Source organism: Pseudomonas sp. A-RE-22 (assembly GCF_019956035.1).
Lineage (GTDB): Bacteria > Pseudomonadota > Gammaproteobacteria > Pseudomonadales > Pseudomonadaceae > Aquipseudomonas > Aquipseudomonas brassicacearum.
Window position 1 is genome coordinate 57,639 of record NZ_JAHBCZ010000001.1, and the last position, 21,537, is coordinate 79,175.

The window sequence follows — 21,537 nt, forward strand, 5'->3', positions numbered from 1 at the left end:
GTCTCTTTTATTGTTATGGAGCATTAGCGGAATCTGCAATCTAGACAGCGGTGTGCGGACTGTCTCCAATCATTCGCAAGGCTGATACCCACCCATGGCGAGCGGCGCGTTTCTTGATAACGGTCAATTTCCTGTAACAATTGCCATCATTTCGCCCATTCTTGATTAAAGATCGCCTGCCGGTGGCCGATTCAACCTATCAGGAAAGAATCTCTCGAGCGGCGCCCAGGCTATAGCCCTGGACGCTCGGGGCCGACCTTCGCGCCATCCAGGACGCGAGCTCCCATCCGCGATGGCTCGATGACAGCGCTCGTCGAGCCAACCAGTTCAGGCATATGGCGCACAATGACTTCCAAAAAAACAGCCACTGCGGTATCCGATCTGACCCTGAGCCCGGCCGCCAACGGCCCTGAAGTCTCGAAACCATCGAGCAGCTCGCGTCCCCTGTCGACTCAGCAGTATCTGTATTTCACCGAAACCAACACCGACCGGATCCTCGACAACCTCGATGGCCTGCGCGACGCGGTGTTCCCGCGACCGCCCCATCTGGTGGAAGACGAGAGCGACCGCGCCCAGCAGGAATTCCCGTCGGTGTGCCTGATCGGCCTGGGGCGCTGCGGTTCCAACATCGCCCTGGACGTGGCGGAGCTGGTGTACAACGCCCGCAAGTTCTACCTCAACGAATTCAATGCTGAAGACAAGGCTTACAGCGACAAGGGCTACAGCCCCGCGCAGTGGATCCGCAACAACCTGCGTCTTGGCACCAGCAAGGCCAGCAAACCGGTGTTCCTGGTGGAACCGCTGGTGATGCTCGGCGACCTGGACAAGGACATCGCCGGGCGTATCCGTTTTTCGCGCAAGGGCGAGAAAAGCGGCTTTTTGCGCGACTACAGCAAGATGAAGATCATGGACTTGTCGGAAGTCCACGCCGGTGGCGCCGGTAACGCGCCGATCCTGGGCCAGTACCTGGCCAAGATCATCCTGAACAAGGACACCCAGCGCTTCTCCAGCCCCGACTGGAAAATGATCCACTCGTACCTGATCGACAGCTGCGGTATCAAGGCCAACCAGTCGCGCCTGTACTTCTCGATCTTCAGTGCTGGCGGCGGTACCGGTTCAGGCATGGCCTCGGAGTTCGGCCTGGCCCAGCAATACTCGTACATGAACAAGACGTTCGACACCAAGCCGATGGACGAACACGACAGCAAGAGCGGTCACTCCTTCGTCTTCGAACCGATTTTCACCAGCGGCATCTGCGTACTGCCGAATATTTCCGACCATCGCAGCGAAATGTCCGAAGCCTTGCACATCAACGCCGGACGCCTGCTGTGCAAGTACCTGTCGGAAGAATGGGATTTCTCGTACAACTTCGCCAACGAAGACAGCAGCGAAGCCAGCGTGATGGGCCGTATCCGCCCATGGAACGCGATGATGCTGATCTCCAACGACATCATGCGCTATGCCGAAGAAAGCGATGACGGCAACATCCAGAACATTGATGTCAATGCCATGGAGAAGCACGCCAACCAGTACATCTCCCAGCAGATCTTCAACATCCTGACGGCCCAGGCGGTTACCACCGACTACGATCAGAACTACTTCCGCCGTGCCGGCATCGACATTGGCGAAACCATTCGCCTGGACGCCAACGACCTGTTCATGAGTCTGGCCGGCCCGGTGGCGATTGCCTACGCCGAGTCCGTCGTCCCGGAAACCCCGGCGCCGAGCGGCGACAAGTTCAAGGTGTTCGAGAAAGAACCGCCGCGCCTGAACATCGACGACCTGTTCTTCCGTTCCATCGACCTGCCGCACTTCAACAAGGTCACCCAGGCCATCGAAGGCATCAGTCTGTTGCCGATCGAATCCAAGCGCTACCGGGCGTCGCTGGAGCAGTACAAGAATTCCGGCTACGACGCCGCGGCCCTGCATGACCTGCACTTCTTCAAGAACTGCTCGTCGGTGGTGTCCATCGTCTCCCTGCCCAAGGACTACAAGCTGTCCTACATGGACCTGAACCGGCTCAAGACCCACCTCAACAGCCTGTTCCCCAACACCACGCTCAAGCGTTACGCGTTGGTGATCGGCGCGTCGGCCAACCTGTCGCTGACCACCCTGATCGCCAAGAGCCCGTGCCTGTCGGATGATTTCCTGACCCTGATCGTGGCCTTCATCAAACGCTGCTTCGCCCGCACCCCGTACCGCTTCGACGACACCCTGGACAACTCGATCCTGGACTTCATCATCAATGAAGACTTCGACGAAGAACGGATCGACGACCTGCTCAACGAATTCGAAAACCCGGCGAAAATCCTCGACACCAACTGGTACGCGATCAAGCCGATGTACGAGAAGAAGTATCGCGAGCTGATCAACGACAAGGACAAGTTCGTCTCGATCAACGACATCCGCCTGTCCCGCGACTGCGTGAAAAAAGCCATCAAGTACCTGCGCGAGATCTACCGTCACCGCATTGGCAAGACCAAGGTTATTTCCCTTAATAACCATACTGGCAGGACTTACTGAGGCCGGCGCAGCACCGTGTTGCCTCCAATCGCGAGCAAGCTCGCTCCCACAGGGATTTGTGAACACAGACCCAATGTGGGAGCGAGGCTGCTCGCGATAGCGGTCCTGAATCCCGCACCTGGACAACATCCAGAAACAATTGAGCAGCCCAAAGGCTGCTCCATAAACTGTTCCCGTTACGTATACGTCACCCTCCCCTGTGGCGTTTCGCCACGGCAGGACGCCATCACGCTACTCACCTACACACTTTCTTGCCCGCCCGAATACGAACCAACTTGGTGCATCGATCAGTTCGACGCCCTTTCCTGGATCATAATCCAGGGCGAAACCACCACCGCCCAAAGCTGCGGATCGCGTTCCAGAAAATCCAGCGCCCGCGTTTCAGACAGCTTGGCGAGCTGGTCGGCGGCCAGCCAGGCGGCGACTTTGGTACCTTCGTCCTGGGCGACGGCCTCGGCGGCTGCGATCAAATCCAGTGCCGGATCGACCCACAATAGGGCACCCTTGGCAAAGAACGGCTCCAGCTCTTTCCAGGTGATGGATGCGGTTTCACCAAGCAGCTTGGCATAGAGGGTGCTAGGTTCTTGACTCATGGGACCTGTCCGGAAAAGAAATCGGCGCGAATGATAACGTCGGTGCTCTGGCAGAAAAACCCGTTAGCAACTGCAGTACCGATTGAAAAGCGCAGGAAAGCCAAGGATTGCCGATATGACCGGACAAAACCCCGCCGCTATTCTGTCTTTTTCTTTCAATTAAGCGACACCCTCAGGTTTTGCCCCCAAGCGCCAGCTTCCCTTGCCAACAATCGGCGCTCTACACTGTACCGGTACAGTTGCCGGGGGCATTTTCCGCGAGGATATCCAAGATATCTGACCCGGTTCTGCTGCTACGGCGCCAGGACTATAAAAACTACAACAGCATGAGTGGAGCACTATGACTAAGGCTACTAAGCAGATTTCCAAACTGTTTGCCGCTATGGTTCTGGCCGGGGTTGCCAGCCATTCGTTCGCCGCCGACACCATCAAGATCGGCATCGCCGGCCCAAAAACCGGCCCTGTAGCCCAATACGGCGACATGCAATTCAGTGGCTCCAAAATGGCCATCGAACAGATCAACGCCAAGGGCGGCGTCAACGGCAAGCAACTCGTCGCCGTTGAATACGATGACGCCTGCGATCCAAAACAAGCGGTCGCGGTCGCGAACAAAGTCGTCAACGACGGCGTCAAGTTCGTGGTCGGCCACCTGTGCTCCAGCTCCACCCAGCCGGCTTCGGACATCTATGAAGACGAAGGCGTGGTCATGATCACTCCGGCCGCTACCAGCCCGGACATCACCGCTCGCGGCTACAAGATGATCTTCCGCACCATCGGCCTGGACAGCGCCCAAGGCCCTGCGGCCGGCAACTACATCGCCGACCACGTCAAGCCGAAGATCGTTGCGGTCCTGCACGACAAGCAGCAGTACGGTGAAGGCATCGCCAGCGCCGTGAAGAAAACCCTCGAAGGCAAAGGCGTCAAGGTTGCCGTCTTCGAAGGCGTGAACGCCGGCGACAAAGATTTCTCCTCGATGATCGCCAAGCTCAAGCAAGCCAACGTCGACTTCGTCTACTACGGCGGCTACCACCCGGAGCTGGGCCTGATCCTGCGTCAATCCCAGGAAAAAGGCCTGAAGGCCAAGTTCATGGGTCCGGAAGGCGTGGGTAACGACTCCATCTCGCAAATCGCCAAGGACGCTTCCGAAGGCCTGCTGGTGACCCTGCCGAAATCCTTCGACCAGGATCCGGCCAACGTCGCCCTGGCTGACGCGTTCAAGGCCAAGAAAGAAGACCCGAGCGGTCCGTTCGTGTTCCCGTCCTACTCCGCTGTCCAGGTGATTGCCCAGGCCATCACCACAGCCAAGAGCGAAGACGCGGCCAAAGTGGCTGAAGCCATCCACGCCGGCACCTTCAAGACCCCAACCGGTGACCTGAGCTTCGACGCGAAGGGCGACCTGAAGGACTTCAAGTTCGTGGTCTACGAGTGGCACTTCGGCAAACCTAAAACCGAAGCTTCGCCTCAGTAAGGCCTGGTCTGACTGACTGCCAATAAAGCCCACGGCGTGCCGTGGGCTTTGTTTTAAATGTATTGGGCCGCGCTGGCGTGATCCGCCAGTCTCCCCACCTGAAAATCTCAAAACCGTCATCAGCGGTTCGCTGGCAAACCTCGTGTTCGAAGTGGATGCAGATCCACGGGACCCGGGCGGGAAAATGACTCCACCAGTGAAATGCGTATCAGGTTTTTAGGAGCGCTGTAATGCCTGACATCTATCACTTCTTCCAGCAGCTGGTTAACGGCCTGACCGTTGGCAGCACGTATGCCCTGATCGCCATCGGCTATACGATGGTTTACGGCATCATTGGAATGATCAACTTCGCCCACGGCGAGGTGTACATGATCGGCTCCTACGTGGCGTTCATCGCCATCGCCGGGCTGAGCATGATGGGACTCGACAGTGTCCCGCTGTTGATGACCGCGGCTTTCATCGCGAGCATCGTCGTCACCAGCTCCTATGGCTACAGCATCGAACGGATCGCCTACCGCCCCCTGCGCGGCAGCAACCGTCTGATCCCACTGATTTCCGCCATCGGCATGTCGATCTTCCTGCAGAACACCGTACTGCTTTCGCAAGACTCCAAGGACAAATCCATACCCAACCTGATTCCGGGCAACTTTGCCATCGGGCCAGGCGGGGCACATGAAGTGCTGATTTCCTACATGCAAATCGTGGTGTTCGTGGTGACCCTGGTCGCCATGCTCGGCCTGACGCTGTTCATCTCCCGTTCCCGCCTGGGCCGCGCCTGCCGCGCCTGTGCCGAGGACATCAAGATGGCCAACCTGCTGGGCATCAACACCAACAACATCATCGCCCTGACCTTCGTCATCGGTGCGGCCCTGGCGGCCATCGCCGCGGTGCTGTTGAGCATGCAATACGGCGTGATCAACCCCAACGCCGGCTTCCTCGTCGGCCTGAAAGCCTTCACCGCCGCGGTACTGGGCGGCATCGGCAGCATTCCCGGCGCGATGCTCGGCGGGCTGGTGCTGGGCGTGGCGGAAGCCTTTGGCGCCGACATCTTCGGCGACCAGTACAAGGACGTCGTGGCATTCGGCTTGTTGGTTCTGGTTCTGTTATTCCGGCCGACCGGCATCCTGGGCCGCCCGGAGGTTGAGAAAGTATGACTAGGCATCTCAAATCGGCGCTCTTCAGCGCCCTGCTGGTCTGGGCCGTGGCCTACCCGGTACTGGGTCTTAAACTGACCATCGTCGGCATCAACCTGGAAGTGCATGGCACCAGCCCGGCCATCCTGGCGACCATCGCCGTGTGTTCGCTGCTGATGTTCCTGCGGGTGCTGTTCAGCACGCAGATCAGCGCCATGTGGAAGTCGTCGCCCGGCCTGCCGGTGATCCCGGCCAAGGCCAGCAACTTCCTCACCCTGCCATCGACCCAGCGCTGGATCGTGCTGGGCCTGATCGTCGTGGCACTGGTCTGGCCGTTCTTCGGCTCCCGCGGCGCGGTGGACATCGCCACGCTGATCCTGATCTACGTGATGCTCGGCCTTGGCCTGAACATCGTGGTAGGCCTGGCCGGCCTGCTGGACCTGGGTTATGTCGGCTTTTACGCCGTCGGCGCCTACAGCTATGCGCTGCTGTCCCACTACTTCGGCCTGAGCTTCTGGATCTGCCTGCCGATCGCCGGGATGATGGCCGCCACCTTCGGTTTCCTGCTGGGGTTCCCGGTCCTGCGCTTGCGCGGTGACTACCTGGCCATCGTGACCCTGGGTTTTGGCGAGATCATCCGTCTGTTCCTGCGCAACCTGACCGACATCACCGGTGGCCCGAACGGCATCAGCAACATCGAGAAACCGACGTTCTTCGGCCTGACCTTCGAACGTAAAGCCGCCGAAGGCCTGCAGACCTTCCACGAGTACTTCGGCCTGGAATACAACTCGATCAACAAGGTGATCTTCCTCTACCTGGTTGCCCTGTTGCTGGCCCTGGCCGCGCTGTTCGTCATCAACCGTCTGCTGCGCATGCCGATCGGCCGCGCCTGGGAGGCATTGCGTGAAGACGAAATCGCCTGCCGTGCCCTGGGTCTCAACCCGACGATCATCAAGCTGTCGGCCTTCACCCTCGGTGCTGCGTTTGCCGGTTTTGCCGGCAGTTTCTTCGCCGCACGCCAGGGCCTGGTGACGCCGGAATCCTTCACCTTCATCGAGTCGGCGATCATCCTCGCCATCGTGGTGCTGGGCGGGATGGGCTCGCAGCTGGGCGTGATCCTGGCAGCCATCGTGATGATCCTGCTGCCCGAAATGATGCGTGAATTCAGCGAATACCGCATGTTGATGTTCGGCGCCTTGATGGTGCTGATGATGATCTGGCGTCCTCAAGGTCTGCTGCCTATGCAACGCCCCCACATGGAGCTGCGCAAATGAGCCGCGAGATCCTGAAAGTTGAAAATTTAAGCATGCGCTTCGGCGGCTTGCTGGCGGTCAACGGCGTAGCCCTGACCGTGAAAGAGAAACAGGTCGTTGCGCTGATCGGGCCGAACGGCGCGGGCAAGACCACCGTGTTCAACTGCCTGACCGGCTTCTACCAGCCCACCGGTGGCACCATCGTGCTGGACGGCGAGCCGATCCAGGGCCTGCCCGGCCACCAGATCGCCCGCAAGGGTGTGGTGCGCACCTTCCAGAACGTGCGGCTGTTCAAGGACATGACGGCGGTCGAAAACCTGTTGATCGCCCAGCATCGTCACCTGAACACCAACTTCTTTGCCGGCCTGTTCAAGACCCCGGCGTTCCGCAAAAGCGAACGCGACGCCATGGAGTACGCCGAGTACTGGCTGGACAAGGTCAACCTCAAGGAATTCGCCAACCGTACCGCCGGGACCCTGGCCTACGGTCAGCAACGACGCCTGGAAATCGCCCGTTGCATGATGACCCGTCCGCGGATCCTCATGCTCGACGAGCCGGCCGCCGGCCTGAACCCCAAGGAAACCGAAGACCTGAAAGCCCTGATCGGCGTGCTGCGCGAGGAGCACAACGTCACTGTGCTGCTGATCGAGCACGACATGAAGCTGGTCATGAGTATTTCCGACCACATCGTCGTGATCAACCAGGGCACCCCCCTGGCCAACGGCTCGCCGGAACAGATCCGCGACAATCCTGAAGTGATCAAAGCCTACCTGGGGGAAGCGTAAATGCTGCAATTCGAAAACGTTTCCACCTTCTACGGCAAGATCCAGGCCTTGCACAGCGTCAACGTCGAAGTCCGCCAGGGCGAAATCGTGACGCTGATCGGTGCCAACGGCGCCGGCAAATCCACCCTGCTGATGACGCTCTGCGGTTCGCCCCAGGCCCACAGCGGCAGCATCCGCTACATGGGTGAGGAACTGGTGGGCCAGGACTCGTCACGGATCATGCGCAAGAGCATCGCGGTGGTGCCGGAAGGTCGTCGGGTATTTGCCCGGCTGACCGTGGAAGAAAACCTCGCCATGGGCGGATTCTTCACTGACAAGGGCGACTATCAGGAACAAATGGACAAGGTCCTGCACCTTTTCCCACGCCTGAAAGAACGCTTTACCCAGCGCGGCGGCACCATGTCCGGCGGCGAACAGCAAATGCTCGCCATCGGCCGTGCGCTGATGAGCAAGCCCAAGCTGCTGCTGCTCGACGAGCCTTCCCTGGGCCTGGCACCGATCATCATCCAGCAGATCTTCGACATCATCGAACAACTGCGCAAGGATGGCGTGACGGTGTTCCTGGTGGAGCAGAACGCCAACCAGGCGCTGAAAATCGCCGACCGGGCGTACGTGCTGGAGAACGGTCGCGTGGTGATGCAAGGCACCGGTGAAGCCCTGCTGACCGACCCGAAAGTGCGCGAGGCGTACCTGGGCGGTTGAGTCTGCAGCTATAGAAAAACGGCCTTCGGGCCGTTTTTTTTTGGAGTAGACAAAAAAATCGAGGACCCGCTGTAACACTTCCCCATCCCCCTTCTCTAGTTCAGCAGACCGGCGCTAACGCCGGTTCATTTCCCTGAATGACTGGAGAATCATCATGACTGTTTCGACCCGCACCCTGTCCGCCACCGCCCTGATCCTGGCCCTGGGTTCTGCCCTGAGCATGACAGCCGTCTCGACCGTCCACGCAGCCGACGACACCATGGAGAAATGCTTCGGTGTCGCCCTCAAAGGCAAGAACAACTGCGCCGCCGGTGCCGGCACCACCTGCGCCGGTACGGCGAAAATGGACTATCAGGGCAACGCCTGGAAATCGGTACCCAAAGGCACTTGCACCACTACCAAAAGCGAAACCTCCCCCACCGGTTTCGGCCAGCTCGAAGCGTTCAAAGCCAAGTCCTGATCGCATCTGCCGGAGGCCCGCCAGCATGTTGAATACCCCATCCCTCGCCACTGATAACCGGCTGCCGCCAAGGGCAGGGTTGGGGCTCAAGAGCGAGCATTTTCGTGAGGTGCTCCAGACCCGACCGGATCTGGGCTTTTTCGAAGTGCACGCGGAAAACTACATGGTGGCCGGCGGGCCGCTTCACCACTTCCTGGGGCGGATACGCGAACAGTACCCGCTGTCGCTGCACGGCGTCGGCCTGTCGATCGGTGGGGAGGGGCCGCTGGATATCGCGCATTTGCAGCGCCTGGCCGCATTGATCGACCGCTATCAGCCCCAATCCTTTTCCGAACACCTGGCCTGGTCCAGCCACGGCCCGGTGTTCCTCAATGACCTGCTCCCCCTGGCCTACGACGAAGCGACCCTAGACCGTGTCTGCGAACACGTCGACCAGGTGCAGTCCAGCCTCAAACGCACGCTCTTGCTGGAGAACCCGGCGACCTATCTGGCGTTCGAAGCCTCGACACTCGACGAGCCACACTTCATCAGCGAAGTGATCCGGCGCACCGGCTGCGGCCTGCTGCTGGATGTGAACAACGTTTACGTTTCGTGCATCAACCACCGCCGCGATCCACTGGCCTACCTCAACGCCCTGCCGCTGCAAGCGACCGGCGAAATCCATCTGGCCGGTTTTGCCGAAGACACCGACAGCCTTGGCGAGCGTCTGTTGATAGACGACCACGGCGCGCCAATCGACAACGCAGTCTGGCAGCTGTACCTCAAGGTTCTGGCGCAGACCGGGCCGGTAGCCACCTTGATCGAGCGCGACAACCACATCCCCCCATGGGAGGTGCTGCTGGCCGAAGCGCGCCAGGCCGATCAACTTTTAAATGCCATTGGAGCCAGGTCATGAGCGACCAGCGCACATTCGCCGCCGCCCTGCTCGACCCGCGCAAGGCTTGTCCGCCCGGCCTGGTCAGCGCCAACGGCGCCGACCCGCAGAGCCGCTTCGCGGTGTACCGCAATAACGTGCTCAGCTCATTGATCAACGCCCTGGCCGACAATTACCCGGTGGTGACGCAACTGGTGGGCGAGGAATTTTTCCGAGGCATGGCTGGGGTCTACGTCCAGTCGGTGCCACCGCGAAGCCCGGTGATGAGCAACTATGGGGATGATTTTGCCGGGTTCATCGAAGGCTTCGAACCCGCCGCCTGCGTACCGTATCTGGCGGACGTCGCCCGCCTGGAACGACTGCACCTGCAAGCCTGGCATGCCGCCGACGCCGAGCCCATGGCGCAAGAACGCATCGTCGAGGCGCTGTCATCCCCCACACAGACAAGGCACCTGAAGATCGGTCTGCACCCGTCACTGCGGCTGCTGCAATCGCCCTTCGCCGTGGTGACGATCTGGGCCGCCCATCAGCACGAGACACCCGTACCGTTCGAGGCGTCTGCTGCACAAAACGCCTTGGTACTGCGCGACGGCCTCGATGTGCAAGTGTTCGCGATCAATCACGCGGCCCATGGATTCATCAGCGCCCTGCAACAGGGGCGGTCCCTGACCGCCGCCATTGAAACCTCAATCGACCTCGACCTGGAACAGACCCTGGCGGGGCTCATTCGCCACAGAGCTATCACTCACCTCCTAGCTGGACAGGTATCCCCATGAACACGCTGATTGCCGGTTCCATTCAATGGCTGGAGAAAATCCCCCACAGCCTGATCGCCTTCATCGCGCGATTCTCGATTGCCGCGGTGTTCTGGAAATCCGGCCAGACCAAAATCGAAGGCTTGGCCATCGACCTGTTCGACGGCACCTTCCAGATCGGTCTGCCGCGGCTGGCGGACTCGACCATTCCCCTGTTCAAAAGCGAATACGCCTTGCCGTTGCTGTCACCGGAACTGGCTGCGCACCTGGCAGCCTCTGCCGAGCATGTGTTCCCGGTCCTGATCCTGTTTGGCCTGGCGACACGCTTTTCAGCGCTGGCCTTGCTGGGGATGACCTTGACCATCCAGCTGTTCGTCTACCCGGACGCCTACCCGACCCATGGTACCTGGGCAGCGATATTGCTCTACCTGATGGCGCGCGGACCGGGGGTACTGTCCATCGACCACCTGATCGCCAAGCGTTACGCCCGCTGACTGCGACTAGAAACTCCTGTGGGAGCGAGCCTGCTCGCGATAGCGATACCCGCTTCAATACAGTTGTTGACTGACCCACCGCTATCGCGAGCAGGCTCGCTCCCACAAGGGTTATCCAATAGGTTGAGACCATTACTACTTGAGCCGATCCAACGCCTCGCCGCTGCGCTTGAACCAGTCGATCAGATAGTCAGCCAGCACCTGGGTGCGCTTGGGCAATCCACCCTGGTACGGGTGCACCAGGTACATCGGCATGCGCCGGGTCTGGTAGTCGCGCAGCAGCCAGTGCAAGCGTCCGTCGGCCAACTCCTCATGCAGCAGGTATGACGGCAGCCGGGCGATTCCGGCCCCGGCCAGGGCGGCTTTTTTCAGCAGGCTGTAGTGGTTACTGGCGAACGGTCCCGACACTCGGACCCGCAGCAGTTCGTGTTGCTGGTGGTAAAGCCATTCTTCCCGGCCGCTGTAGTGGCTGTTCAGCAAGCAGCGATGTTCAGCCAGGGCCTGAGGGGTCTCAGGTTCGCCATAGCGTTCCAGGTAGGCCGGGCTGGCGCAGGTCATTTCGTGCCACGCCAGCAGTGGCCGGGCCACCAATCGCTCATCGATGGCGGCGTCGGAACGGATCGCCAGGTCGAAACCATCGCGGGTCAGGTCACGGTAACCGTTGTTGAGCTCCAGTTCGATCTGCACGTTGGGATACGTACGAGCGAACTCCATCAGCAAGCCTTCGAAGAACGTTTCGCCCAACGAAACCGGAACCGTCATACGCACCGGTCCGGAAATATCGTCCTTCAACCGGGCCAATGCCTGACGCGCCCTTTCCACCTGCACCAGCAACGCCTGGGCCTGGGGCAGCAACGCCGCCCCTGCCGCCGTGAGGCTCAAGCGCCGCGTGGTGCGTTGCAGCAACACCACCGAAAACCGCCTCTCCAACAGGCTGATGCGCTTGGACAACTGACCCTTGCTGCACCCCAGCTGCTGGGCCGCCAAGGTGAAACTGCCAGCCTCCATCAACACGGCAAACGCCGCCAGGTCATCCATTTCGCTCATTGGATTGTTTCCAATTGAAAACCAAAGGTTGCCTATTAGCATGATTATCAATGGAAAGAACCCCTCTAGACTGAAAACTCATTCACCCCATCGAGGAACAGCTCATGAAAATCCTGTTGATCGGCGCCAACGGCACCATCGGTTCGGCCATTGATAACGAATTGTCGCCGCGCCACGAGATCATTCGGATCGGTCGCCATAGCGGTGAACTGCAGGTGGATATCAGCGACAGCGCTTCAATCCGTGCGCTGTTCGCAAAAACCGGCCGCTTTGATGCCCTGGTTTGCGCCGCCGGCAACGTCACCTTTGCGCCCCTGGCCGACATGACCGAAGAGAGCTTCGCCCTGGGTCTGAAAGACAAGCTGATGGGCCAGGTCAACCTGCTGCTGATCGGCCGCGAATTCGCCAACGACGGTGCGTCCTTCACCTTCACCACCGGCGTGCTCAGCCACGATCCGATCAAGAGTGGGGGTTCGGCGGCCCTGGTCAATGGCGCCTTGGACAGTTTCGTGCGCGCCGCGGCAATCGAGTTGCCACGGGGCTTGCGGGTCAACTCGGTGAGCCCGAACGTGTTGCTGGAAGCCATGGACAAGTACGCCCCGTACTTCCGCGGCTACAAACCGGTTCCGGCCGTCGATGTGGCCTTGGCCTACGCCAAGAGTGTCGAAGGCCTGCAAACCGGTCAGACCTTTCACGTGGGCTAACCCCCTTGTGATGCAGGATCAGTCTGAGTAACTTGGCGGCACTTGTCTGGAGACCCAATGATGCGTGCCGCCCGCTCCCTGCTGTTTATCGCCCTCCTGCCGCTGTTCACCGGCTGCCAATTGCTCGATGCCCCACGTCAGAGCGCCTCCCACGCCGGCCAGACGCGCATGCAGGGCGAGCTCACGGCGGCCGACGGCAAGCTGGTGTTCCAGCCGTGCCAGGAACAGCGCCGCTACATCGTCAGCGACAGCGGTGGCACTAGCGTGCTGCAGCAGGCCGCCAGCTTGGCCGATGACCAGGGCAAGCTGTTTGCCGATGTCCGTGGCCGTATCGTCTCCAGCGCAGCGGCTGGCACCGACAGTCAGTTGGACGTTGAACAACTGTATCGCCTGGAGCGCTCGGGAACGGCTTGCGAAGACGTTGACTTCAAACGAGTGATTCTGCGCGCCGCAGGACACAGCCCTGAATGGATGCTCAAGGCCAGTGGCAAGGGCCTGGTGCTGGACCGCGAAGGCCAGCCGTCGTTGGCGGTGCCTTACGTCGAGGAGCAATTGGGCGATGGCCGCTTCAATTTGGGCACCGAGGCCAACGGTCAGAAAGTCGAGCTCTGGGTCACACCTGCGCGTTGCGTCGACAGCGTCAGCGGCAGTGTGCAACACATGAGCGCCGAACTGCGGGTCAACGGCCAGGTCCAGCGTGGCTGCGCCTACTTCGGTGGTGCGCGCAACGACTGATTCGCCGGTTTTGGCTTATAATCGCCGGTTCACGCCCTGGTGCAGTTGTGCATCCCGCGAACCGGATCCCACCATGTTACGAATCACCGAACTCAAGCTGCCGATCGACCACCCCGAAGAAGACCTGCGCCCCGCCATCGTGCAGCGCCTGGGTATCGCCAGCGATGACCTGCTCGACTTCACCTTGTTCAAGCGCAGCTACGACGCGCGCAAGAAATCCTCCGAACTGTGCTTCATCTACACCATCGACCTGACGGTGCGCGACGAAGCCAGCCTGCTGCGCAAGTTCGCCGATGACCGTAACGTCAACGAGGCGCCGGATGTCAGCTACAAAGTGGTGGGCCAGGCACCGGCCGACTTGAGCGAACGGCCGATCGTGGTCGGCTTCGGTCCGTGCGGGATCTTCGCCGCCCTGCTGCTGGCACAGATGGGCTTCAAGCCGATCATCCTCGAGCGTGGCCCGGAAGTGCGCCAGCGCACCAAGGACACCTGGGGCCTGTGGCGCAAAAGCGTGCTTAACCCCGAATCCAACGTGCAATTCGGTGAAGGCGGCGCGGGGACGTTTTCCGACGGCAAGCTCTACAGCCAGATCAAGGATCCGAAATTCCTTGGCCGCAAGGTTTTGCACGAATTCGTCAAGGCCGGAGCGCCGGAAGAAATCCTCTACGTCAGCAAGCCGCACATCGGCACGTTCCGTCTGACAGGTGTGGTGGAAACCATGCGTGAGCAGATTCGCGCCCTGGGCGGCGAAGTACGCTTCCAGCAGCGGGTCACCGATGTGCTGATCGAAGACGGCCAACTGGTCGGCGTCGAACTGGCCAGCGGCGAACAGATTCATTCGAAACATGTGATCCTGGCCCTGGGTCACAGCGCCCGGGACACCTTCCGCATGCTCCACAGCCGCGGCGTGTACATGGAAGCCAAGCCGTTCTCGGTGGGTTTCCGTATCGAACACCCGCAATCGCTGATCGACAGCGCGCGCCTGGGCAAGTACGCCGGCCACCCGAAACTTGGCGCCGCCGACTACAAACTGGTGCACCACGCCAAGAATGGTCGCTCGGTGTACAGCTTCTGCATGTGCCCGGGCGGCACCGTGGTAGCCGCGACGTCCGAGCCGAACCGCGTCGTGACCAACGGCATGAGCCAGTATTCGCGCAACGAGCGCAACGCCAACTCCGGCATCGTCGTCGGGATTACCCCGGAAGTGGATTATCCCGGTGGCCCGCTGGCCGGGATCGAGTTGCAGGAACGCCTGGAATCCCACGCGTACGTACTCGGTGGCAGCAACTACGAGGCCCCGGCGCAACTGGTGGGTGACTTTATCGCCGGCAAACCGTCTACGGCACTGGGCAGCGTCGAACCGTCCTACAAGCCCGGGGTGTCCCTGGGCGATTTGGCCCTGGCCCTGCCGGATTTCGCCATCGAAGCGATCCGCGAGGCCCTGCCGGCGTTCGAGAAACAGATTCGCGGTTACTCGCTGCACGACGCCGTGCTGACTGGCATCGAAACCCGCACCTCATCGCCCCTGCGCATCACCCGCAACGAATCGCTGCAGAGCCTGAACGTCAAGGGCCTGTTCCCGGCCGGTGAAGGCGCCGGTTATGCCGGCGGGATCCTGTCGGCGGGCGTGGACGGGATCCGGATTGCCGAGGCGGTGGCGCGGGATATCCTCGGGCTCGAGGCCTGAGGGGCCGATGCTGTTCACTCAAGGCAGAATTTGCCTGAGTGAACAGCATGACCCTGTGGGAGCGAGCTTGCTCGCGATGGCGGCCTGTCATCAACACAGATGTTGACTGATCCACCGCTATCGCGAGCAAGCTCGCTCCCACAAGGGACCTCAGTGATTCAGATATTGGCCCGCAACACGCTCTCCGGCAGCGCCTCGCCCCGTTCCACACACGCCGCCACGATGTCCATCAGCCCGCTCAACTCATACCCCTGGGCCTTGAGCCACACCGGGTCGTAATAGGTCGTGGCGTAGCGCTCGCCACCGTCACACAAAATCGCCACGATCGACCCCGACTCACCCGCATCCACCATCTGCCGGGCCGCCATGAGTGCGCCGATCAGGTTGGTGCCGCTGGACCCGCCGACCCGTCGTCCCAAGCGCTGGGCCAGGTAATGCATGGCCGCCAATGACAAGGCGTCCGGGACCTTGACCATCGCATCGATGACTTTCGGCAAGAACGACGCCTCGACCCGTGGCCGGCCGATACCCTCGATGCGTGAACCGCAATCCAGGCGCAGGCTGGCATCGCCGCTGCGGTAGTAGTCGAAGAACACTGAACGCTCGGCGTCGGCACACAGCACGCGGGTACCGTGCTGGCGATAACGGACGTAGCGCCCCAGAGTGGCCGTGGTGCCGCCAGTGCCGGGGCTTGAAATCAACCAGCTCGGCTCCGGGTGCCGCTCGAAGCGCATCTGCTGGAAGATCGATTCGGCAATGTTGTTATTGGCCCGCCAGTCCGTGGCGCGCTCGGCATAAGTGAATTGGTCGATGAAGTGTCCATCATGCTCGTGAGCCAAACGTTCGGATTCGGCGTAGATCTGCGTAGGATCGTCCACCAGGTGGCTCTGGCCGCCATAAAAAGCGATCTGTGCGATTTTTTCCCGGGAGGTGGTCGCCGGCATTACCGCAATGAACGGCAGGCCCAGCAACCTGGCGAAGTAAGCCTCGGAAATCGCCGTCGAGCCGCTGGAGGCCTCGATCACCGGCGCTCCGGGCTTGAGCCAGCCGTTACACAACGCGTAGAGAAACAGCGAACGAGCCAGTCTGTGCTTGAGGCTGCCGGTGGGATGGCTGGACTCATCCTTGAAATACAGTTCGATGCCCGGCAGGCCAGGCAGCGGCAGCGGAATCAGGTGAGTATCGGCGCTGCGCTGGAAGTCAGCCTCGATGATGCGGATCGCTTCGCGCGCCCACTGGCGATGGTCGTTCATGTTGTTTTCTCACTGGCTCGGTTCGACGCGGGGAAAGCTGATGGTCATGCAGGCGCAACGTGGTCTCGGAAAAACCAGTCGCAAGCTTAGGAAAAAACCGACATCGCGCACAGGTACAGCTAAGGTCCAATATGGCCCATAACTGCCTGACTGCGTGGAGCAAGCGTTGTAACGACATATAACAAAAAAGAATATAACTTTTGTTTTAACAACTAACAGTACGGGTTAGGGTGTGCCATCTTTTGATTCAATGAATGGAGAGCGATCGTGGCTCTACGTAATTCTCTGACACGTTTTTTCCAACTGGAGGCTGCCAGCGGCCTGCTGCTGATCGCCGCCGCCCTGCTGGCCCTGGCCATCAATAATTCACCGCTGTCCTGGCTGTATAACGGTCTGCTGGACACGCCGGTGGTCGCCCAGGTCGGCGCGTTGAAGATCGCCAAACCCTTGTTGCTGTGGATCAACGACGGCTTGATGGCGATGTTCTTCCTGCTCATCGGCCTCGAAGTCAAGCGAGAGGTCCTCGGCGGGCAACTGTCGAAACCGTCGCAAATCGTCTTGCCCGGTGCAGCAGCGATTGGCGGCATGGTAGTGCCGGCGCTGATCTACTGGTTCCTCAACCGCGACAATCCTCCCGCCCTCGCCGGCTGGGCAATTCCGACGGCCACCGACATCGCGTTCGCCCTCGGCGTGCTGGCCTTGCTGGGCAAGCGGGTGCCGGTGTCGCTCAAGCTGTTCCTGATGACCCTGGCGATCATCGACGACCTGGGCGCCATTATCATCATCGCGATCTTTTACTCCGGCGCCCTGTCCAGCCTGTCGCTCATACTGGCGGCAACCTGCATCGCCGCACTGGTGGCGATGAACCGGATGGGCGTGGTCAAGCTCGGGCCCTACATGGTTGTGGGCCTGATTCTGTGGGTCTGCGTGCTCAAGAGCGGTGTCCATGCCACCCTGGCCGGGGTAACCCTCGCGTTCTGCATCCCGCTGCGCACGAAAAACGCCGAGACTTCGCCCCTGCTCACCCTGGAACATGCCCTGCATCCCTGGGTGGCCTATGGCATCCTGCCGCTGTTCGCCTTCGCCAACGCCGGCTTGTCCCTGAGCGGCGTCACCGTCGAAAGCTTCACCCATCATGTGCCAATGGGCATTGCCATCGGCCTGTTGCTGGGCAAGACCGTCGGCGTCTTCGGCCTGACCTGGCTGGCCGTGAAAGTCGGCATCGCCAGCCTGCCCCTTGGCGCCAACTGGGGCCAGGTATTGGGGGTGGCGATCCTGTGCGGTATCGGGTTCACTATGAGCCTGTTCGTTGGCTCCCTCGCGTTTGAGCCGGGTGTCAGCGACTATGCGGGCATGGACCGGATGGGGATTCTCACTGGTTCGATACTGGCGGCGTTGTTGGGTTATGCGGTGACGGCGGCGGCCAGTCGCAAGCAGCCTGCATTGCCTGGTTGATCCTTGCTTCTGCGTTAGCGTCTTGAGAGCCATGGGAGGTTAAGGAATGGTGTGTATATCCGTTTCTGCGGTAACGGCCACTTAGGGTTCCGCCCTGACGGCGGCTCACTTTCGAAAAGCGCGAAAGTAAGCAAAGCGCTTCTGCCCCACCACTTGGCACCTCGCTTAGGCTCGGTGTGCCCTCACTCCGGCATTGCTCCGTGGGCCCGCCGCGAAGGGCCATCCATGGCCCAGCGCGGCTATCCCGGCATCCATGCCGGGATACCCACTGCGCAATGCCTGCGTTCGGCCAGCGTGGTTAACGGGGCGCCGAGATCAACGTCCGCCACGAGGCGTGCCTAGTAGCCGACCTGGTTCTGGGTGGGACCGCGTTTTTCCTGTGGGAGCGAGCTTGCTCGCGATGAGGCCAGCAAGCCCAGCATCCATGTAACTGAACCACCGCCATCGCGAGCAGGCTCGCTCCCACATTGGATCTTCAGCAGGCGCCCTATTCGTGTGCACCCGGAGCCCGCTCCCACAGGAGAAACACGGTCCCACCCAGAACCAGGTCGGCTATCAGGCCGCCTCGGTTCTGTTTTTGATCTGGGGCGCCCCGTTAACCACGATGGCTGAACGAAGGCCTTGCGCAGTGGGCACCTCGGCATGGATGCCGAGGTAGCCGCGCTGGGCCATGGATGGCCCTTCGCGGCGGGCCCACGGAGCAAGGCCTTCGTTCAGGCATGCCGAGCCTAGGCGAGGCACCGAGTGGTGGGGCAAGAGCGTTTTGGTTACTTTTGCGCTTTTCAAAAGTGAGCCGCCGTCAGGGCGGAACCCTAAGTGGCCGTTACCACAGCAACGGATATGTACCCAATCCAATCCAACCCCATAAAAAAACGGCGCTTTCCATTCCCGGAATAAGCGCCGTTTTCTCTTACCGACTCAAGCTTAGTGCGATACGCGACTCGTACCATCCACAGTGGAAATACGAACCCGCTCACCCACACGGAACACCTCGTTCTCCTGAACCTGCTGCACATAGGCGCGCATGCTACCGTCATCTTCACGAACGGTGATTTCCACACCCTGGGTACGGGTCAGGCCTTCCTCAGTCGCAGAACCAATCAGGCCACCAGCCACCGCGCCAATCACAGCGGCGACGATGCTGCCACGGCCACCACCGATGGCGCTGCCACCGACACCACCGACCACCGCACCGGCCGCACCGCCGATTGGGGTCTTGGTGCCTTCGATCTTCACAGGGCGCAAGGACTCGATGGTCCCCATGCGAATCGTCTGCACGCGACGCGCTTCGTCACGGGAGTAGGAGTCACCGGTCAGGCTCGACTGACAGCCAGTGAGCAACATCGCCATCGTGGAAAAGGAAGCAACCAGCAAAACAGACTTACGCATAGCATCAACTCCAAAAGACAGGGATTCATTAAACTCCGCAGCTTGACGCCTGTCACGGCCTCGCCGGGATAAAATTGTTTTCATTCAGGTGGGATACAGGCGCACCCGAAAAATTCACCAAACAGTAGCGCCAATTTCCGAAACCTGCGTCATCAACCCGGGGATTTTCATGGATTATTTCATCATCGTCGCGGTCACCGTGGCCGGTTTGTACTTCCACTGGTGGCTGTACGTACGAATCAAACGCTGGATGGACCGCGACCTGGCGCTGTCCCTGGCGGGGCAGGATGAGCAGAAAAAGACCTACATGCTGCAACAATTGGCCCGCGCCCGGGAGCAAGGGGTCAAGCGCCGGGACTTGCCGCAATGGCTTAAAACCGCTGCGGCAGGTTACCCAGAAAGTTAAGGCGCCAGACGCTCGCGCGTCCAGTTCGCCCCTTGCAGGCGGTAGTTGAGGCGATCGTGCAGGCGGCTCGGACGCCCCTGCCAGAACTCGATGCGCTCGGGCAGCAAACGATAACCGCCCCAATGTTCCGGGCAGTGCGGTTGGCTGTCGCTGAAGCGTTGTTCGGTGGCCTTGAGCAAGTCGTCCAGCTCAGCGCGCCCTGAAATCACTCGGCTCTGGGGTGAAGCCCAGGCGCCGAGGCGGCTGCCTAGCGGGCGAACCTGATAATACGCGTCCGACTCCTGCGCGGTGACCTTCACCACTTTGCCCTCGATGCGCACCTGGCGCTCCAGGGCCGGCCAGAAAAACGTCATGGCCGCGAATGGATTCGCGGCCAATTGCTGGCCCTTGGCGCTGTCGTAGTTGGTGAAGAACGTGAAACCCAGGGCATCCAGGCCCTTGAGCAGCAGGATCCGGCAATGCGGGCGCCCTTCTGCATCCACCGTCGCCAAGGTCATGGCGTTGGCCTCCACCGGGGCCTGTTCGGTTTTCACCGCGTCGGCGAACCATTGGTGGAACAGTGCAAACGGCTCGGCCGGAGCTTGCGCCTCGGTCAAGCCATCGCGGGTGTAGTCGCGGCGCATATCAGCCAGCGGTTGGGTCATGGCGCGTTCCTTGTGGTTAGCCCATCACTGCTTGGGGGTATCGGCGGCCGCGACTTTCTTGGTATCGGTGGCGGCTTTGGCCGGTTGGGTTTTCTTCGCCGGGGTAGTGGCCTTGGCAGGGGCTTTCTTGGCAGGTGCCTTGGCCACGGCTTTTTTGGCCGGTGCTTTTTTGCTGGTCGGGGTCACGGCTTTTTTCGCCGCAGGCGCTGGGGCCGGGGCCACGGGCTTCACGTCCTGGGCCGCCACCAGCGTCACTGGTGCGGGGGCTGGCATGTTGTATTTACTCAGCAGCGCAACCATGGTGTTGGCCGGCGTGACCAGCAGTTCCACGCGACGGTTCAAGGCACGCCCTTCCACACTGTCGTTGGCCGCACGTGGCGCCACTGCGCCCATGCCGCGCAGCATCAGGCGATCACGTTGCAGACCGCTGAGACGGAAAATCGCCGCCACGGACTGGGCACGCTCCTGGCTGAGCTTCAGGTTCGCAGGTGCGGCGCCCGAGGTGTCGGCGTGGCCGAGGATCAGCACGGCGGTCTTGGGGTCGGCTTCAAGGATCTTCGCCACGCGGGTGAACGGCCCTAGGGTCACGGGCAGCAGCATGGCCGGACGGTCCGGGTTGAAGGAGCCGTCCACGGGCGCGGTGACCACCAGCACGTTGTCGCGGCGCTCGAGTTGGAGCTTGCTGTCCTGGATAGCCGTGCGCAGCTTCGGCTCGTAGTCGTCGAGCCAGGCCTGGGTGACTTTCGGATCGGGCATCGGCACCGCCTTGGCGGTTTCCTGATCCTTGCCGCCAAACGGCCACCACCACTTGCCGTTGCTTTCGGCTTCGGCCTTGGCAACGGCCGGCGCCTTGGCTTCAGGCTTGTCCTGGGGCTTGACGTCATCTTTCTTCGCAACGTCGGCAGCATCATCGGAAGAGAACGGCCACCACCAGTGGGTGGCGCTCTCCGCCTTGGCTTGCGGTGCGACGGCGGCCGGTTTCAGAGGCGCCGCTGGCGCCGTGTCCTTGGCCACGACCTTGTCGGAAGAGCCGAACGACCACCAGCTACTGCCGCCTTCGGCATCATTTTGTGGGGTTTGTGCGCAACCGGTGATAGCGAAGCACAGCGCCAGAGCGAGGGTTTTATTCGATGACATTGGATATCCACAAAATGATGTAAATGGAAAATAAAGGCCA

The 21,537-nt window shown here is 60.8% G+C and carries 21 protein-coding genes; 15 read left to right on the forward strand and 6 right to left on the reverse strand.

Going from position 1 to position 21,537, the window contains the following annotated elements; all coding sequences use genetic code 11:
- Positions 1-345 precede the first annotated feature (345 nt).
- Positions 346-2,523, forward strand: a complete 2,178-nt coding sequence (locus tag KGA89_RS00265; RefSeq protein WP_003198485.1) for a hypothetical protein — start codon at positions 346-348, stop codon at positions 2,521-2,523.
- 287 nt (positions 2,524-2,810) lie between these two features.
- Here the strand turns inward: KGA89_RS00265 and KGA89_RS00270 are convergent, their stop codons facing one another.
- The gene (locus KGA89_RS00270) at positions 2,811-3,116 is read right to left on the reverse strand and encodes a DUF2288 domain-containing protein (RefSeq protein WP_003198483.1); all 306 of its coding nucleotides are present in this window, start codon (positions 3,114-3,116) and stop codon (positions 2,811-2,813) included.
- A gap of 340 nt (positions 3,117-3,456) precedes the next feature.
- On the opposite strand from KGA89_RS00270, the gene KGA89_RS00275 reads away from it, so the two are divergent.
- The 9 genes from KGA89_RS00275 (at position 3,457) to KGA89_RS00315 (ending at position 11,040) form a co-directional block, all read left to right on the forward strand.
- Positions 3,457-4,584 (forward strand): branched-chain amino acid ABC transporter substrate-binding protein, encoded by a 1,128-nt coding sequence (locus KGA89_RS00275; protein WP_003198482.1) that lies wholly within the window; start codon positions 3,457-3,459, stop codon positions 4,582-4,584.
- Between the two features lie 230 nt (positions 4,585-4,814).
- On the forward strand, positions 4,815-5,738 hold the full coding sequence (gene livH, locus KGA89_RS00280) for a high-affinity branched-chain amino acid ABC transporter permease LivH (protein ID WP_003198480.1): 924 nt from the start codon (positions 4,815-4,817) through the stop codon (positions 5,736-5,738).
- Entirely contained in the window at positions 5,735-6,991 is a 1,257-nt protein-coding gene (locus KGA89_RS00285; RefSeq protein WP_003198478.1) for a high-affinity branched-chain amino acid ABC transporter permease LivM, read from the forward strand. Before livH ends, KGA89_RS00285 begins: the two co-directional genes overlap by 4 nt.
- Positions 6,988-7,755, forward strand: coding sequence for a high-affinity branched-chain amino acid ABC transporter ATP-binding protein LivG (livG, locus tag KGA89_RS00290; protein WP_003198476.1), 768 nt, complete (start codon positions 6,988-6,990; stop codon positions 7,753-7,755). The genes KGA89_RS00285 and livG overlap by 4 nt, the downstream gene beginning before the upstream one ends.
- Complete coding sequence (locus KGA89_RS00295; RefSeq protein ID WP_003198474.1) at positions 7,756-8,457, forward strand: ABC transporter ATP-binding protein; 702 nt, start codon at positions 7,756-7,758, stop codon at positions 8,455-8,457. It abuts the gene before it with no gap.
- A gap of 154 nt (positions 8,458-8,611) precedes the next feature.
- A complete protein-coding gene (locus KGA89_RS00300) occupies positions 8,612-8,917 on the forward strand; it encodes a DUF2282 domain-containing protein (RefSeq protein WP_013692423.1) in 306 nt (101 codons plus the stop codon).
- Between the two features lie 25 nt (positions 8,918-8,942).
- Positions 8,943-9,812, forward strand: coding sequence for a DUF692 domain-containing protein (locus KGA89_RS00305; protein WP_223470177.1), 870 nt, complete (start codon positions 8,943-8,945; stop codon positions 9,810-9,812).
- Positions 9,809-10,567 (forward strand): DUF2063 domain-containing protein, encoded by a 759-nt coding sequence (locus KGA89_RS00310; protein ID WP_223470178.1) that lies wholly within the window; start codon positions 9,809-9,811, stop codon positions 10,565-10,567. Before KGA89_RS00305 ends, KGA89_RS00310 begins: the two co-directional genes overlap by 4 nt.
- Positions 10,564-11,040 (forward strand): DoxX family protein, encoded by a 477-nt coding sequence (locus tag KGA89_RS00315; RefSeq protein WP_223470180.1) that lies wholly within the window; start codon positions 10,564-10,566, stop codon positions 11,038-11,040. The genes KGA89_RS00310 and KGA89_RS00315 overlap by 4 nt, the downstream gene beginning before the upstream one ends.
- A 135-nt stretch (positions 11,041-11,175) precedes the next feature.
- Here the strand turns inward: KGA89_RS00315 and KGA89_RS00320 are convergent, their stop codons facing one another.
- The gene (locus KGA89_RS00320; RefSeq protein ID WP_223470182.1) at positions 11,176-12,087 is read right to left on the reverse strand and encodes a LysR family transcriptional regulator; all 912 of its coding nucleotides are present in this window, start codon (positions 12,085-12,087) and stop codon (positions 11,176-11,178) included.
- 104 nt (positions 12,088-12,191) lie between these two features.
- On the opposite strand from KGA89_RS00320, the gene KGA89_RS00325 reads away from it, so the two are divergent.
- The 3 genes from KGA89_RS00325 to KGA89_RS00335 all read left to right on the forward strand — a co-directional run bounded on the left by KGA89_RS00325 (position 12,192) and on the right by KGA89_RS00335 (position 15,213).
- Entirely contained in the window at positions 12,192-12,791 is a 600-nt protein-coding gene (locus KGA89_RS00325; protein WP_223470184.1) for a short chain dehydrogenase, read from the forward strand.
- A gap of 60 nt (positions 12,792-12,851) precedes the next feature.
- On the forward strand, positions 12,852-13,526 hold the full coding sequence (locus KGA89_RS00330) for a COG3650 family protein (protein ID WP_223470185.1): 675 nt from the start codon (positions 12,852-12,854) through the stop codon (positions 13,524-13,526).
- Positions 13,527-13,599: 73 nt separating this feature from the next.
- The gene (locus KGA89_RS00335; RefSeq protein ID WP_003198458.1) at positions 13,600-15,213 is read left to right on the forward strand and encodes an NAD(P)/FAD-dependent oxidoreductase; all 1,614 of its coding nucleotides are present in this window, start codon (positions 13,600-13,602) and stop codon (positions 15,211-15,213) included.
- A 158-nt stretch (positions 15,214-15,371) separates the two neighbouring features.
- Here the strand turns inward: KGA89_RS00335 and KGA89_RS00340 are convergent, their stop codons facing one another.
- Entirely contained in the window at positions 15,372-16,466 is a 1,095-nt protein-coding gene (locus tag KGA89_RS00340; protein WP_003198456.1) for a PLP-dependent cysteine synthase family protein, read from the reverse strand.
- A 267-nt stretch (positions 16,467-16,733) separates the two neighbouring features.
- Between KGA89_RS00340 and nhaA the strand changes: the two genes are divergently transcribed.
- Positions 16,734-17,921, forward strand: coding sequence for a Na+/H+ antiporter NhaA (gene nhaA, locus KGA89_RS00345; RefSeq protein ID WP_223470187.1), 1,188 nt, complete (start codon positions 16,734-16,736; stop codon positions 17,919-17,921).
- A 924-nt stretch (positions 17,922-18,845) separates the two neighbouring features.
- Here nhaA and KGA89_RS00350 read toward each other — a convergent pair.
- Complete coding sequence (locus tag KGA89_RS00350; protein WP_003184697.1) at positions 18,846-19,310, reverse strand: glycine zipper 2TM domain-containing protein; 465 nt, start codon at positions 19,308-19,310, stop codon at positions 18,846-18,848.
- 169 nt (positions 19,311-19,479) lie between these two features.
- On the opposite strand from KGA89_RS00350, the gene KGA89_RS00355 reads away from it, so the two are divergent.
- The gene (locus tag KGA89_RS00355; RefSeq protein ID WP_003198448.1) at positions 19,480-19,716 is read left to right on the forward strand and encodes a hypothetical protein; all 237 of its coding nucleotides are present in this window, start codon (positions 19,480-19,482) and stop codon (positions 19,714-19,716) included.
- On the opposite strand, the gene pdxH is transcribed toward KGA89_RS00355, so the two are convergent.
- Both pdxH and KGA89_RS00365 read right to left on the reverse strand, forming a co-directional pair.
- Complete coding sequence (gene pdxH / locus KGA89_RS00360) at positions 19,713-20,360, reverse strand: pyridoxamine 5'-phosphate oxidase (protein ID WP_003198446.1); 648 nt, start codon at positions 20,358-20,360, stop codon at positions 19,713-19,715. The genes KGA89_RS00355 and pdxH overlap by 4 nt on opposite strands.
- Positions 20,361-20,384: 24 nt before the next feature.
- Positions 20,385-21,497: an OmpA family protein gene (locus KGA89_RS00365; RefSeq protein WP_003198444.1), complete on the reverse strand. Its 1,113-nt coding sequence runs from the start codon at positions 21,495-21,497 to the stop codon at positions 20,385-20,387.
- Positions 21,498-21,537: the final 40 nt, after the last annotated feature.

Bases quoted from the DNA above. Each gene is read 5' to 3' on its own strand.
- KGA89_RS00265 (WP_003198485.1), top strand. From the start codon at position 346: ATGACTTCCAAAAAAACAGCCACTGCGGTATCCGATCTGACCCTGAGC.
- KGA89_RS00270 (WP_003198483.1), bottom strand. From the start codon at position 3,116: ATGAGTCAAGAACCTAGCACCCTCTATGCCAAGCTGCTTGGTGAAACC.
- KGA89_RS00275 (WP_003198482.1), top strand. From the start codon at position 3,457: ATGACTAAGGCTACTAAGCAGATTTCCAAACTGTTTGCCGCTATGGTT.
- livH (WP_003198480.1), top strand. From the start codon at position 4,815: ATGCCTGACATCTATCACTTCTTCCAGCAGCTGGTTAACGGCCTGACC.
- KGA89_RS00285 (WP_003198478.1), top strand. From the start codon at position 5,735: ATGACTAGGCATCTCAAATCGGCGCTCTTCAGCGCCCTGCTGGTCTGG.
- livG (WP_003198476.1), top strand. From the start codon at position 6,988: ATGAGCCGCGAGATCCTGAAAGTTGAAAATTTAAGCATGCGCTTCGGC.
- KGA89_RS00295 (WP_003198474.1), top strand. From the start codon at position 7,756: ATGCTGCAATTCGAAAACGTTTCCACCTTCTACGGCAAGATCCAGGCC.
- KGA89_RS00300 (WP_013692423.1), top strand. From the start codon at position 8,612: ATGACTGTTTCGACCCGCACCCTGTCCGCCACCGCCCTGATCCTGGCC.
- KGA89_RS00305 (WP_223470177.1), top strand. From the start codon at position 8,943: ATGTTGAATACCCCATCCCTCGCCACTGATAACCGGCTGCCGCCAAGG.
- KGA89_RS00310 (WP_223470178.1), top strand. From the start codon at position 9,809: ATGAGCGACCAGCGCACATTCGCCGCCGCCCTGCTCGACCCGCGCAAG.
- KGA89_RS00315 (WP_223470180.1), top strand. From the start codon at position 10,564: ATGAACACGCTGATTGCCGGTTCCATTCAATGGCTGGAGAAAATCCCC.
- KGA89_RS00320 (WP_223470182.1), bottom strand. From the start codon at position 12,087: ATGAGCGAAATGGATGACCTGGCGGCGTTTGCCGTGTTGATGGAGGCT.
- KGA89_RS00325 (WP_223470184.1), top strand. From the start codon at position 12,192: ATGAAAATCCTGTTGATCGGCGCCAACGGCACCATCGGTTCGGCCATT.
- KGA89_RS00330 (WP_223470185.1), top strand. From the start codon at position 12,852: ATGCGTGCCGCCCGCTCCCTGCTGTTTATCGCCCTCCTGCCGCTGTTC.
- KGA89_RS00335 (WP_003198458.1), top strand. From the start codon at position 13,600: ATGTTACGAATCACCGAACTCAAGCTGCCGATCGACCACCCCGAAGAA.
- KGA89_RS00340 (WP_003198456.1), bottom strand. From the start codon at position 16,466: ATGAACGACCATCGCCAGTGGGCGCGCGAAGCGATCCGCATCATCGAG.
- KGA89_RS00350 (WP_003184697.1), bottom strand. From the start codon at position 19,310: ATGCGTAAGTCTGTTTTGCTGGTTGCTTCCTTTTCCACGATGGCGATG.
- KGA89_RS00355 (WP_003198448.1), top strand. From the start codon at position 19,480: ATGGATTATTTCATCATCGTCGCGGTCACCGTGGCCGGTTTGTACTTC.
- pdxH (WP_003198446.1), bottom strand. From the start codon at position 20,360: ATGACCCAACCGCTGGCTGATATGCGCCGCGACTACACCCGCGATGGC.
- KGA89_RS00365 (WP_003198444.1), bottom strand. From the start codon at position 21,497: ATGTCATCGAATAAAACCCTCGCTCTGGCGCTGTGCTTCGCTATCACC.